This window comes from Kocuria sp. BT304 (genome assembly GCF_003290245.1).
In the GTDB taxonomy this organism is placed as follows: domain Bacteria; phylum Actinomycetota; class Actinomycetes; order Actinomycetales; family Micrococcaceae; genus Kocuria; species Kocuria rhizophila_A.
The window spans coordinates 288,089-301,843 of record NZ_CP030039.1 but is presented as its reverse complement, the minus strand read 5'-3'; the positions used below and the strand labels follow the sequence as shown (position 1 = coordinate 301,843).

The following is a 13,755-nucleotide window of genomic DNA, read 5'->3' as shown; positions in this document are numbered from 1 at the left end:
AAGGGACACCACCATGCTCGTCCTCGTCGTCAACTGCGGTTCCTCGTCCATCAAGTACCAGGTGCGGGAGGTCACCCCGGAGGGCTCCGAGCCCAGCCCGTACACCTCCTCCATGCCCGCGATCAACGAGAACATCCCCCTGGCCACGGCCACCGCGGGCATGGCCGGCGACCAGGTGATCACCAAGGGGCTCATCGAGAGCATCGGCACGTCCGAGATCCAGGACCACACCCAGGCACTGGAGATCCTCGCCCGGCGCCTGGACGAGGAGCTCGGCGGGCGCACCATCGACGCCGCGGGCCACCGCGTGGTGCACGGCGGCGAGCGCTTCTCCGCCCCCGTACTGGTGAACAACGAGATCATCCGGGCGATCGAGCGCCTGGCCCCGCTCGCCCCGCTGCACAATCCCGCGCACGCCCTGGGGCTGCGGGCCATCCAGAAGACCTACCCGGGCATGCCGCAGGTGTGCGTGTTCGACACCGCCTTCCACCGCACGATGCCCGAGAAGGCCTGGCGCTACGCCATCCCCGAGCAGTGGTACGAGATGGACGGGATGCGCCGCTACGGGTTCCACGGCACCTCGCACGACTACGTGACCGGCAAGGCCTGCGAGTTCCTGGGCATCCCGCGGGAACAGTTCAACACCGTGGTGGCCCACCTGGGCAACGGCGCCTCGGTCACCGCCATCCGCGAGGGTCGCTCCTACGACACCTCCATGGGCTACACCCCCCTGGCCGGGCTGGTCATGGGCACCCGCAGCGGGGACCTGGACCCCTCCGTGGTCACCGCCATGCTGGAGCGCAAGCCCGGGATGAGCGCCCAGGACATGAACCGGATCCTCAACAACGAGTCCGGGCTGCAGGGGATCTGCGGGGACTCGGACATGCGCGCCGTGGAGCAGCGTGCCGACTCCGGGGACGAGCGCGCCCAGCTGGCCCTGGACATGGCCGCGTACCGGCTGGCCAAGTACATCGGCGGGTACCACGTGGCCGTGGGCGGTGCGCAGGCGCTGATCTTCACCGCGGGGATCGGGGAGAACTCCCCGGGCTTCCGCGCGCTGGTGTGCGATCAGCTGGGGGCGCTGGGTGTCCGCTTGGACGCGTCCCGCAACGAGCACCCCGAGGGGAACGTGGCCCGCATCAGCTCCCCCGATTCGGCCGTGGAGGTGCTGGTAGTCGCCACGGATGAGGAGCGCGCCATCGCGGAGGCCACCGCGGCCCTGGTGTGGGAGCGCGTGAAGAACTGACCCGCGGGGCGGCGCACCTCCCGGTCCCAAGTGCAGATATTGCCGCCTACCAGGCAGTAGGCGGCAATATCTGCACTTGAGACTCAGGGGACGCGGCTGGCGGTGTGCTGCTCACCCGCGGGCACCCGCGGGCGCGGCACCACGGGCCCGGGGGGCGGTGAGCCGGAGGAACTCACAAGGGTAACGAGGCTTCGCGGCAGCCGGGTCCTGCGGCGCGGGTCAGCTGGACCGGGTGACCGGCTCCTGCGCGGACCACGGGAACACGATCCACTCGTCCGTGGACTTCCAGGAGAAGTCGGGGCGCACCTCGGAGCGGGGCTTCTCGTAGATCACCGCGGAGCGGCACTCGGCGCCGTAGCCGCGCAGCAGCTCGAGCACGAGGGACAGGGTGCGCCCGGAGTCCACGACGTCGTCCACCACCAGGACCTTCTTGTCGCTGATGGACTCGGTGTCCAGCATGGGGGCGAGCAGCACGGGGTCCGGGAGGGTCTCGTGGACGTCCGTGTAGAACTCGACGTTCACGGCGTCGGAGAGCTTCACGCCCATGGCGTAGGAGAGGGCACCGGCGGGCAGCAGTCCGCCGCGAGCCACCGCGATGATGATGTCCGGGACGAATTCCGAGTCCACGATCTGCTGGGCGAGTTCCCGGGTGGCGGTCCCGAACCCTTCCCAGGTCAGGATTTCCTTGTTGTCCAGTTCGGTGGAGTCCGCGTGAAAGGCCATTTTCGTAGGGTAGTCGGTTTTGCGCGGCGGGAACTGCACGTGCCGCACCCCGCCTACACTTTTCGTGAGTCCACGTCTCCGTCCCCACCGAGGATCCTCATGCCCAGCAGCGCACCGTCCGTCCCGTCCGACGAGCGGGGGTCCCGCCCCGAGGACGAACGGCTGGGCGCCGGGCGCACCGTGGCGTACGCGGTGCAGCACATCCTCACCATGTACGGCGGTCTCATCGCCGTACCGCTCGTGGTGGCCAGCGCCGCGGGGTACGACGCCGCCACCACCGCCCTGCTCGTGGCGGCCGCCCTGTTCGTGGGCGGGTTCGCCACGTTCCTGCAGGCGTGGGGGCTGCCGCGGATCGGTTCCCAGCTGCCGCTGGTGCAGGGGGTTTCCTTCACCGGTATCGCCACCATGCTGTCCGTGCTGGCCACGGGCGGCGGCATCCAGTCGGTGATGGGCTCCATCATGGTGGCCTCCGCGTTCGGGTTCCTGGTGGCCCCGTTCTTCGCCCGCGTGCTGCGCTTCTTCCCGCCCGTGGTCACGGGGTCGATCATCACGACCATCGGCATCACCCTGGTGCCCGTGGCGGCGTCGTGGTCCATGGGTGGGGACGAGAAGGCCCCCGGCTACGGCTCCCTGGGCAACATCGCCCTGGCGGGGGTCACGCTGCTCGCCGTGCTGCTGCTGTCCAAGTTCGGCGGGGCGGTGCTGTCACGGCTGGCCATCCTGGTGGCGATCGTGGTGGGCACCGTGGTGGCGTGGGCCACCGGCATGGCCGACTTCTCGCAGGTGGGGCAGGGGCCGTGGGTTGCGCTGCCCTCCCCGTTCCACTTCGGCGCGCCCACGTTCCACATGGCGGCGATCGTGGCCATGGGCATCGTGATCCTGGTGAACATGGCGGAGACCACCGCGGACATCCTGGCCCTGTCCGAGATCACGGGCTCGCGGATCAACTCGGCGCGCATCGCGGACGGGCTGCGCGCGGACATGCTGTCCTCCGCCGTGGCGCCCGTGTTCAACTCGTTCACGCAGACGGCGTTCGTGCAGAACGTGGGCCTGGTGGCGATCACCAAGGTCAAGAGCCGCTACGTGGTGGCCCTGGGCGGTGTGTTCATGGTGCTGCTGGGCATGCTGCCCGTGCTGGGTCAGGTGATCGCCGCGATTCCGCTGCCCGTGATGGGCGGCGCCGGGTTCGTGCTGTTCGGCACCGTGATGTCCTCGGGCATCCGCACCCTGGCGCGCGTGGACTACCGGGGCGGGATGAACCTGATCATCGTGGCGGTGTCCCTGTCCTTCGGGATGGTGCCGATCGTGGCCCCCACCTTCTACGCGGCGTTCCCGTCCTGGGTGGGCATCATCTTCTCCTCCGGCATCTCCTCCGCCGCCGTGGTGGCCCTGGTGATGAACTTCTTCTTCAACGAGCTCAGCGTCCACAAGAGCTCCACCGAGGCCATGGGCCTGGGCACCGTGGGTCTGCGGGTGCTCTCACCGCGGGAGGCCGGGGCCCTGCAGGACGGCGACCAGTTCGTGGACGGCCGTCTGCTGGACGCCCAGGGCCGGGAGGTTCCCTTCGCCACCTCCCAGGAGCAGTACGAGTCCGTGCGCGAGCGCATCAGCGCGGGCGAGCTCACCTCGCTCGAGGACATCCGCCGCGCCGTGGGCAACTAGCCCCGGACGACGCCGCCCGCCCCCGTCCGCGAGCAACGTCGGCGCCTGCCACTGCTCCGTTGGTGCAGAAATCGGCCCGGAAATCTGCACTGGCGGAGTAAATGCACGCGCGCGCACGTGGTGGCGGGGGCAGGCACGGGCCGGGGCGGACGTGCCGCGAGCGCTGGCCGTGGTTCACGCCCCGCGTCAGCGGCACAGCTCCCGTCAGCAACGCACCCGGCGGCGCGGCACAGCTCCCGTCAGCGGCGGACCCGGTGGTAGGCCGCCGCCACGTCCTGCGCCCTGGGCAGCGCCAGGTGGCCCGGGTGGCCGCGGTGGTGCGCGAGGGCGTCAAGGCCCTCACGGACCACCCGTTCCAGGGCGGCGTCCACGAGCTCGGTGAGGGGCGTGCGACCGTCCGCCGTGCGCTCGACCTCCTCCAGAAGCCGCGCGATCGCCTCCGTCTGCGAGGGGTCCACGAGCTGGCTCAGGGCGGAGAGGTCCACGTCCTCGCGCCCCAGCTGGATGGTGTCGAGGCCGCGAGCGCGTGCCGGTTTGTCCCGGCCCCCGGGGCGGCCGGAGCTGCGGTCCGATCCTCCCCGGCCATGCTGTCCCCGGCCACCGCCGCGGTGCTCGCTGCGTCCACGGGAATCGTCCCGGGCACCCGCCACGCGCTCGGTCACCCCACCGCCGCGACCACCGTGGGCTCCGGGACCCGCCCCCGGACCGGGCCGGGCGGCGTCGTGCCCCGAGGCCCGGGACGCGGCGTCACCCGGGACGCCACCGGGAACGTGCGGACGGATCTGCCCGAAGGACTCCGCGGGACGCATGTCCTCGGGGCGCGGGAACTCGCGGACCACCTGCCGGGCGCGGTCGGTGACGTCCAGGGCGCGGTAGGCGTCCATCGCGATCACCAGGTCCGCGACGTCCAGGAACGCCCCGGAGCCGCCCGTGACCAGGATCGAGGACACCCCGCGCTCGGCGTAGAGGGCGCCCACCCGGTCCACGAACGGCGTGATGGGCTCGCGCTCGCCCGGAACCATGGCGCGCATGCGCTCGTCCCGGACCATGAGGTTGGTGGCGCACGTGTCCTCGTCGAGCAGCAGCACTCCGGCCTCCGCCTCGACCGCCTCGACCGTGGCGGCCGCCTGGGACGTGGAGCCGGACGCGTTGGACGTGCTGAAGTCGCGGGTGTCCGCGCCGGTGGGCAGGTTGGTGATGAACGGGGAGACGTCCGTGTGGGACACCGCCCGACCGTCCTCCGCGCGCACGGACACGGCACTCGGCAGGGTGACCACGCGCTCGCGGCCGTCCCCGGGCACGTGGCTGTAGACCCCGCGCTCCAGGGCCTGCAGCAGCGTGGACTTGCCGTGGTAGCCGCCGCCCACGACCACCGTGACGCCCTCCGGCACGCCCATGCCGCTCACGGTGGAGCCGTCCTCGAGCTCCAGCTCCACCCGCAGCCGCGGCGGGGTCTCGAACGGCACCGCCCCGCGGGCGAGCGGCTCGTCCCGGTGACCGGAGGCGCGGGGCAGCACGGCGCCGTCGGCCACGAACGCCACGAGGCCGCGCTGGGGCAGCTGCGCGCGCAGGTGCTGGGCGTCCAGGTGGGAGGTCACGTGCGCCTCGAACGCGGCGGGGTCCAGGTTCTCCCAGCGCAGCGAGCGCTCGACGACGCCCGGCAGCACCTCCGTGAGCAGCCGGTGCGCGGCGTGGCCCTTGATGCGCCGCCCTGCGGCGGGCAGGGCGATCTCGCAGCGCACCTCGACGGCCCCCGCCTCAGCGGTCGACGACGCCGGACGGCCGGCTCCGCGCCCCCGGTCCACCGCCCCGGCGTCCCCCGCCCGGTGCATCCCGGACTCGCGTGCCGGGGCGGGATCCACCGCGCTCCCTGGATCCGGCACGATCACGGAGGAGCGCTCGAGGATCTCCTGGCCCGTGCGCTGGATCGAGATGCCACCGGAGTCCTTGCCGCCGCGCGGGCCCAGGTCCCGGGCGGCCCGGGCGAACTCACGGGTGAGGAAGTCCCCGGCGGCCACGCGGGCGTCCCGGGTGGCGATCAGCTCGCGGGGGATCCCGGTGTCGGACAGGGAGAGCCGGATCCGGGCCAGGGACGGCGGGGCGTACGGGTCCGACTGCACCCGGTCCACGATCAGCTCCGCATCACCCAGCCGCCACGAGCCCTTGAGCTGCTTGTAGGCGCCGTAGCTGCCGCCGTCCAGGCGGCGGAGGGTCTGGGCGAGGTCCGTGCGCGGTGAGCTCATGGGTCCATGGCACCACATGTGCGCTGGCCGGGGCACGCGGCAGGGCCGTCTTCCCGTGCGGTTCCCCACAGGCAACGGGCCGGGGACCAGGCCCAAGCGAGCGCTGCGCGCCCCGGGCCCCGTTCACATCTCAGGCTCTGCGTGCCTGCACCCGCCCCAGCACCAGCGCTGCCACGAAGCACAGCACGTACGCCCCGGCGACGGCGGCCCAGCCGGCGGTGAACGCTCCCGTGAGGTCCACGAGCTGGCCCACCACCACGGGCCCGAGCGCGAAACCCAGGTACATCCCGGTGGCCACCAGCCCGGACGCCACACCGATCCGTTCCTTGGGCACGGCGGCCACGATGCCCGAGTTGATCACCACGTTCGCAGCCAGAGGCAGTGCTGCGTGGAAGGCGACGCCCAGCCACATGAGCCAGTGCTGCTGCGTGGTCTCCGCGAGCACGAGCAGCCCGAGCCCCACAATCCCGCCCACGCTCATGACCTGGATCAGCGGCGCGGGCCTGCCCAGTCTGCCGGTCACCCGACCCCACCCGATCCGGCTTCCGATCCCGATCACACCCATCACGCCCAGCAGCAGCCCGGCCACCGTGACGGTGTACCCCATGGCCCGCACCGCGAACAGGGACGCGTACACGTTCACGCCCTGCGTACCCACCGCGTTGAGGAAGGACGTCAGCGTCAGCAGCCACACCGCAGGCGGCAGCGCGCCCGACGACGCCGCGGCACCCCTTCCCGGGGCTCCCGCACCCGCCGCGCGCAGCCCGGACCTTTCCCCCGTTCGTTCCTGAGAGACCTGGCCGGGGCCCGGGTTCACGCCGTCGGCCGCGGCGTCGGACAGTTCCACGTGGGCGGACTCGAACGGTCCCCCATGGGTCGGCCTGCGCAGACCGGCGGAGGGGCGGTCGCGCGGTGGTGCGGGAGCGCGCCCCGCGGCGGAGGGGGCCGCGGGAGAGGGAGCGGGCGGCGTCGTCGTCGGGGTGCTCTCGCGGGCGCGGCGCCGCAGCCGGGTGACCACGGTCCACCCCGTGACGAGCAGGGGAACGCACAGCAGCGCGCCGAACAGCGCGGCACCCCGCCAGCCGAACGCCGCGCCCACCACGGGGAACGTGAGGCCCGCGACCAGCAGACCCACCTGCACCCCGGACTGCTTCCACCCCATCCACGCGGAGCGCTGGGTCAGCGGGACACGCTGCGCGACGATCCGGTTGGTCACCGGGTTGGAGAAGGACTGCGCGAGCCCCGCGACCAGGGCCGCGACCAGCAGCATGGCGTAGGACTGCCACGTGGCGCTGAGCAGGAACGCCACCAGCACACCCCCGAAGATCAGGGTGAGCTGCACGCGGGTGTCGATGCGGTCCGCGAGCACCCCCAGCAGCGGCGCCGCGAGACCCGCCATCACGAACACCGCGGTGATGATGAACCCGTACTGCCCCTCGGTGATCCCGTAGCTCTCCACGATGGTGGCGCTCAGTGCACCCACCCCGTAGTTGAACACCGGCCCGGCGGCCATCGCGGCCATGAGCACCGCCAGCAGGATGCCGGGGGCCTTGCGCGTCGGCGCGGATGGGGTGCGGGTCACAGTCGCTCACCCTAGCCCCGCACTGCCCCCTCGGCCTCCCGTAGGCTTTCCCCACGACTGAGAAAGGCGGACGTCATGAGTGACTCACTGGATCCGGACCTCGCCCGGGCCCTGCAGGAACCGGCGCGGCTGGTGCGTGCGGACCCCGCACTGCTGGAGACGGTCCGTCAGGCGGGCTCCCCTGCCCAGGCGGAACTGATGCGCCGCACCTCGGACGCGGGCACCGTGGAGGACCGGTACGCTGCGGCCGCCATGCTCGCCGCTCTCTTCGGCCACCGCGGCCCACTGGACCAGGCCGCCCACGGCTACGGCCGCACCCCTCCGTCCGAGCTGCTGGACCTCGCCGAGGTCCCGGCGTTGCGGCCCGCCCTGCGGGAATCCCTGTCCTCCCCCGTTCGCACCGGCCTGCTGGAGTGGGCCACCACCGCGGACCCCTCGCGCCCGCCCCTCGAACTCGCCATGGCGGCGCGGGACCTCGGGCTGTCCGACGCCGCGGTGCTGCGCTCCGTCGCGGACCGTGCGGACCAGGTCGCCCAGGGTGCGGCCCCCGCGCAGCGCGAGCCGCTGGCCCGTTTCTCGGAGGTGCTGCGCGCGGCGGCGGACAGCCCCCGGGACGGTGGGGCGGCGGCGTCGTCCGCGCCCGGTTCGATGCCGACGCCGCAGGGTCCCGTCGGCTCGCAGGGCCCCGCGGTCACGACCACCGGCATCCCGGCCTCCGAGATGCTCGGCGAGGACGAGCTGGACGAGCCCGCCCGGCCCGGGAACCGCTACCCCGGCGAGGGCGTGCCTGTGCGCGACTCGATCGCGGGCCCCGGCGCCGGCGCGCCGCGGCAGACCTGGGAGCCGGGCAGCCTCTCGGGACGTCCCGCGGCCGGCGAGTCCCGGGACGGGGACGGCGCCGCCCGCCCGGCCGGTCCCGCGGGTTCGGCCGACCGCCACGGACCGCCGGTGCCCCCGCGCGAACCATCCACCAACGAGCTGTACTACGGGGTGGGCAGCGACCGGTACGCGGACCGGGACCCGGACAGCGAGCAGACCCGGGCCGAGGACCGCCACGCGGCCCGCAACTGGGCCATCGTGTTCGCGGTGATCGTGGCGGTCATCGTGGTGCTGGTGCTCCTGTTCTGACCGCGGCAGGGCCGCCGACCCCCGCCGCGCTCAGGAGTCGAAGCCGAGGCCCATGGCATCCAGGGTCCTGAGCAGTGGGTGCCGCCTGCCCTCACGGTGGTCCGCACGGTCCATGGCCCAACGGGTGAAGTTGATCCCCGCGCTGGCCACGGGCTCCGGGGGGAACGGCACGGGCTGCTTGCGGACCATCTCCAGGGCGGTGCGCTCGGTGTGACGGCCCTCCAGGAGGTCCAGCATGACGTCCGCCGCGAAGGCGGTGGCGCCCACGCCCAGCCCCGTGAACCCGGCGGCGTAGGCCACCCTGCCACCGCGGGCCAGGCCGTGGAACGCGCAGAACCGGGTGGAGGAGTCCACCGCACCGGACCAGCGGTGCGTGAACCGGATGCCCTCGAGCTGCGGGAACGTGGTCAGGAAGTGGGAGGCGAGCCGCCGGTAGCTGCCGTCGCGCTCCTCGTAGCGGTGCCGGACCTTGCCGCCGTAGTGGTAGATGGCGTCGTAGCCGCCGAAGAGGATCCGGTTGTCCCTGCTGAGTCGGTAGTAGTGGAACTGGTTGGCCAGATCCGCCAGGCCCTGCCGGTTGCGCCACCCGATCGAGTCGAGCTGCTCGTCGGTGAGCGGCTCGGTCATGAGTGCGTAGTCGTAGACCGGGACGGTCTTGAGCCTGTTGCGCTTGAGCAGCGAGGGAAACACGTTGGTGGCCAGCACGGCCCGGGGCGCCCGCACGAGCCCGGCCTCGGTGTGGGCCACCACGCCGTCACCGGAGGTGTCCAGCTCGGTCACGCGGCTGTGCTCGTGGATCTCACCACCCAGTTCCGTGACCACCCGGGCCAGTTCGAGGGCCAGTTTCGCGGGGTGCACCAGGGCACACGACCGCTTGCTCCACCGCCCGGCGAGGTACGTGGGCGAGTTGACCTGTTCGCGCACCGCCCGGGCGTCCAGGAAGATGCTGGAACCGTCCTCGGCATCGGGCTCGTTCAGCCACTGCACCTGGTGCGGCTCCACGGCCAGGTCCAGGCTGCCCGTGCGCTCGAAGTCCACGTCCATCCCGTAGCGCTCGACCGTCTCCTGGATCGCGTCCAGGTTCTCGAGGCCCAGGCGCTCCAGCGTGTCGAACTCCTTCGGCCAGCGGCTGCGCCCGTTCTCCTCCCCGTGGGTCAGGCTCGACTCGCAGAAGCCGCCGTTGCGCCCGGACGCGGCCCAGCCGACCCGCTGGCCCTCCAGCACCACCACGCGGGAGCCGGGATGGCGTTCGAGGGCGCGCAACGCGGTCCACAGCCCCGCGTAGCCGGCGCCGACGACCACCAGGTCCGCGGTGTCCCTGCCCTGCAGGGGAGGGTGCTGGACCTGCTGGTCCCGCACGTCGTCCAGCCAGAACGTGGACTGGACGCTCTGACTCAGCGCTTCGGTGACCGCCTGCTCGGACGGGGCCTGACGTTCGAAGACGGTGGGACGGGACTGCATGGTTCCTCCAGCGGTTGACGGGTGCCGCGCTGATCGTGGTCGGGTCGAGCGCCGTCCCTGGTCGGTCCGGGCTGCTCGGCGGGGGGTTCGAGCAGCACTCGACCTCACCCCGTGGTGCTCGACGGTAGTGCGGCCCCCGCGCAGATGTCAACGGTGTTGACAACACTGTGCAGCAGGCCGTTCCGCGGCACCGGAGACCGCAGACCACGTGGCACCATGGGGTGGATGCAGAGAGGAACCGCCGTGCGCGCCGAGCAGGACACCCCCCGACGCCCCCGCCCCCGGCTGGAGCGGGAGTCCATCATCGAGGCGGGCCTGGAGATCACGGCGCGGCCCGGCACGCGCACCCTGTCCGTGCGGGACCTGGGGCAGCGCCTGGGCTCCGACCCCACGGCCATCTACCGGCACTTCCGCAACAAGGAGGACCTCGTCCTCCACCTCCTGGACACGCTCACCGCCCGCGCCGTGGCCGCGGTCGACGCCCCCGCGGCGAACTGGCGGGAGCGCCTGACGCAGCTCTCCGAGGCCTCACTGGCCCAGTACACCGCCCACCCCGCTGTGGGCGTGGAGGCCATCACCGCCACCACGCACGGACCGGGCGAGAAGGCCTCCGTGGAGCTCATCCTCGACGCCTTCACCACCGCCGGTCTCGACGAGCGCGCAGCCGTCGCCCACTACGCCCTGTTCGCGCAGTACATGATGGCCTCCGCCTCCGGCCTCGCCCGAGCCGTGATGGAGACGGGCGCCACCGACCCCTCCGTCCCGTGGTTCGACGCCGTTCCCACGGCCGATCCCACGGCCCACCCCCTGCTCATGCGCCTGGGCGGCCAGCTCGGGGAGCTGCAGGACAGGGAGGTCTTCCGCTTCGGGATCGGCGTGATCCTGGACGCCGCCGAACGCCAGGCCCGCGGCACCTGACCGGACGGTGCGTCGTCGGCCTCGGGTATCGTCGCCGGGGTGACTATCGAGCAGAACGGCACCGCATCCTGGCAGCACGGCGTAGTGGTGCGCGGCGCGCGCCAGAACAACCTCCGGGACGTCTCCCTGGACCTGCCCCGGGACGCCATCGTGGTGTTCACGGGGGTGTCCGGCTCGGGGAAGTCCTCCCTCGCGTTCGGCACGCTGTTCGCGGAGTCGCAGCGGCGCTACCTGGAGTCCGTGGCGCCGTACGCGCGGCGGCTCATCGACCAGGCGGGCATCCCGGATGTGGACGTGATCGAGGGGCTGCCGCCTGCCGTCGCCCTCCAGCAGCAGCGCGGCGGGGGCGGAGCGCGCTCGGACGTGGCCACCGTGACCACGCTGTCCAGCCTGGTCCGGATGCTGTACTCGCGCGCCGGGTGGTACCCCCCGGGGCAGGGGATGCTCTACGCGGAGGACTTCTCCGCGAACACCGTGCAGGGCGCCTGCCCCACCTGCCACGGCATCGGGCGAGTGTACGAGGTCACCGAGGACTCCATGGTCCCGGACCCGTCCCTGACCATCCGCGAGCGCGCCGTCGCCTCCTGGCCCGTGGCGTGGGCGGGACAGAACCAGCGGGACATCCTCGTGTCCCTGGGCTACGACGTGGACACCCCCTGGAAGGACCTCCCGCAGAAGGACCGCGACTGGATCCTCTACACCGAAGAGCGCCCCACGGTGGGCGTGTACCGCGGGCTCAGCCCCAACCAGACGCGCAAGGCCCAGCAAGAGGGTGTGGAGCCCACCTACCAGGGCACTTTCATCGGGGCGCGGCGCTACGTGCTGGACACCTTCGCGAACGCCAAGAGCCCCAGCACCAAGAAGCGCGCGGCCCAGTACCTCACCAGCGAGCTGTGCCCGGAGTGCCACGGCAAGAAGATCAAGAAGGAGGCCCTGTCGGTCACGTTCGAGGGCCTGGACATCGCCGCGTTCTCGCACCTCCCACTCGCGCGCCTCGCGGAGATTGCACGCGCCGTGGCCGCGGACGGCTGGACCCCGAGCGAGGCCGGTCACCTGCCGGACCACGTGCTGGACGCCGAGTCCCGCGCGGCCTCCACCGCCTCGCGGGTGGCGCAGGGAGGGGCCTCGCACGACGCCGCCCCGGACGTCCGGCGCACCCCGAACCTCTCGGTGGAGAAGCGTGCCGCCGCCCAGCGCCTGGCCGCAGACCTCGTGGCGCGGCTGCAGCCCATGATCGACCTGGGCCTGGGCTACCTCTCCCTGGACCGCACCACGCCCACGCTCTCCGGGGGTGAGCGGCAGCGGCTGCGCCTGGCCACACAGCTCTCCTCCAAGCTCTTCGGGGTGGCGTACGTCCTGGACGAGCCCTCCGCGGGTCTGCACCCCCGTGACCTGGACGCGCTGATCGGGATCCTGCACGGGCTCAAGGACCGCGGCAACAGCCTGTTCATCGTGGAGCACTCGCTCACGGTGATCCACGAGGCGGACTGGCTCGTGGACATCGGCCCCGACGCCGGCGAGCGCGGCGGGCGCGTGCTCTACAGCGGGGATCCCCGGGGCCTCGCGGACGTTCCCGAGTCCGCGACGCGCCGCTACCTCTTCCCGGAGCAGGCCACCGCTCCCGCAGCCCGCGCACCGCGCACGCCGCGCGGATGGCTCGCCCTCGAAGAGGTCACCCGCAACAACCTGCGCTGCCTGGACGTGAGCTTCCCCGCCGGGTGCCTCACCGCCGTCACGGGCATCTCCGGCTCCGGCAAGTCCAGCCTGGTCAGCCAGGCCCTGCCGGTCCTCGTGCGCGAGCGCCTGGGCCAGCGCACGGGCGAGCCCCAGGAGATCACGGGCGATCCGGAGTCGGACCTGCTGACGGCCGACGACGCCGCCGAGGACGTCCGCGGGAAGGTCACCTCGGTGCCGCGAGGCGTGCGGCGCGTCGTCGTGATCGACCAGAAGCCGATCGGCCGCACGCCGCGCTCCAACGTGGCCACCTACACGGGGCTGTTCGACGACGTCCGCAAGCTCTACGCCGCCACGGACGAGGCCAAGGAGCGCGGGTACAAGGCCGGGCGGTTCTCGTTCAACGTGGTGGGCGGGCGCTGCCCCACGTGCGAGGGCGAGGGCAGCGTGATGGTGGAGCTGCTGTTCCTGCCCAGCGTGTACGCCCCGTGCCCGGACTGCCACGGCACCCGGTACAAGGCGAGCACCCTGGAGGTGCTGTGGCGGGAGCGCTCCGTGGCGGACGTGCTGGGCATGAGCGTGGACGAGGCGCACGCGTTCTTCGAGGGTGAGGACTCCATCCACCACAGCCTGGGCGTGCTGCGGGACGTGGGGCTCGGCTACCTGCGGCTGGGCCAGCCGGCCACGGAGCTCTCGGGCGGTGAGGCCCAGCGGGTCAAGCTCGCGTCCGAGCTGCAGCGGGCCTCCCGCGGGGACACCCTCTACGTGCTGGACGAGCCCACCGCGGGGCTGCACCCGGCGGACAGCGACCGGCTCATGAACCACCTGCAGGGGCTCGCGGACGCGGGCAACACGGTGGTCATGGCCGAGCTGGACATGCGCATGGTCGCCCAGGCGGACCACGTGGTGGACATGGGCCCCGGCGCGGGAGCCGACGGCGGCCGGGTGGTCGCGGCGGGCACCCCGCACGACGTCGCCGCGCACGCGGACAGCGCCACAGCACCGTACCTGAAGGCCGTCATGGCCTGACGGAGACCTTCTCAAGCAGCGACGAGCCCCACCGTGAGTGCCGTACGGTGGGGCTCGTCGTCGTCCGCGGTTCCTCCGTCTGTCCGGAC

Annotated in this window: 9 protein-coding genes; 5 read left to right on the top strand and 4 right to left on the bottom strand. The window is 72.5% G+C overall.

The window, feature by feature from the left end; all coding sequences use genetic code 11:
• Positions 1–13 precede the first annotated feature (13 nt).
• Complete coding sequence (locus tag DNL27_RS01350) at positions 14–1,246, top strand: acetate/propionate family kinase (protein ID WP_112234476.1); 1,233 nt, start codon at positions 14–16, stop codon at positions 1,244–1,246.
• Between the two features lie 219 nt (positions 1,247–1,465).
• Here the strand turns inward: DNL27_RS01350 and DNL27_RS01345 are convergent, their stop codons facing one another.
• Positions 1,466–1,969, bottom strand: a complete 504-nt coding sequence (locus DNL27_RS01345; protein ID WP_112234475.1) for a phosphoribosyltransferase — start codon at positions 1,967–1,969, stop codon at positions 1,466–1,468.
• A gap of 99 nt (positions 1,970–2,068) precedes the next feature.
• Here DNL27_RS01345 and DNL27_RS01340 point away from each other — a divergent pair, with 99 nt between their 5' ends.
• On the top strand, positions 2,069–3,631 hold the full coding sequence (locus tag DNL27_RS01340; RefSeq protein WP_012397222.1) for a nucleobase:cation symporter-2 family protein: 1,563 nt from the start codon (positions 2,069–2,071) through the stop codon (positions 3,629–3,631).
• 239 nt (positions 3,632–3,870) lie between these two features.
• Here the strand turns inward: DNL27_RS01340 and DNL27_RS01335 are convergent, their stop codons facing one another.
• The gene (locus DNL27_RS01335) at positions 3,871–5,874 is read right to left on the bottom strand and encodes an ABC-ATPase domain-containing protein (RefSeq protein ID WP_112234474.1); all 2,004 of its coding nucleotides are present in this window, start codon (positions 5,872–5,874) and stop codon (positions 3,871–3,873) included.
• Between the two features lie 130 nt (positions 5,875–6,004).
• On the bottom strand, positions 6,005–7,456 hold the full coding sequence (locus DNL27_RS01330; RefSeq protein ID WP_112234473.1) for an MFS transporter: 1,452 nt from the start codon (positions 7,454–7,456) through the stop codon (positions 6,005–6,007).
• A 75-nt stretch (positions 7,457–7,531) separates the two neighbouring features.
• Here DNL27_RS01330 and DNL27_RS01325 point away from each other — a divergent pair, with 75 nt between their 5' ends.
• The gene (locus tag DNL27_RS01325) at positions 7,532–8,584 is read left to right on the top strand and encodes a hypothetical protein (RefSeq protein WP_112234472.1); all 1,053 of its coding nucleotides are present in this window, start codon (positions 7,532–7,534) and stop codon (positions 8,582–8,584) included.
• Between the two features lie 30 nt (positions 8,585–8,614).
• Here the strand turns inward: DNL27_RS01325 and DNL27_RS01320 are convergent, their stop codons facing one another.
• Entirely contained in the window at positions 8,615–10,045 is a 1,431-nt protein-coding gene (locus DNL27_RS01320) for an FAD-binding oxidoreductase (RefSeq protein ID WP_112234471.1), read from the bottom strand.
• 225 nt (positions 10,046–10,270) lie between these two features.
• Between DNL27_RS01320 and DNL27_RS01315 the strand changes: the two genes are divergently transcribed.
• Complete coding sequence (locus DNL27_RS01315; RefSeq protein ID WP_070105258.1) at positions 10,271–10,963, top strand: TetR/AcrR family transcriptional regulator; 693 nt, start codon at positions 10,271–10,273, stop codon at positions 10,961–10,963.
• 39 nt (positions 10,964–11,002) lie between these two features.
• A complete protein-coding gene (locus tag DNL27_RS01310) occupies positions 11,003–13,666 on the top strand; it encodes an excinuclease ABC subunit UvrA (RefSeq protein ID WP_112234469.1) in 2,664 nt (887 codons plus the stop codon).
• The last annotated feature ends 89 nt before the right edge of the window (positions 13,667–13,755 follow it).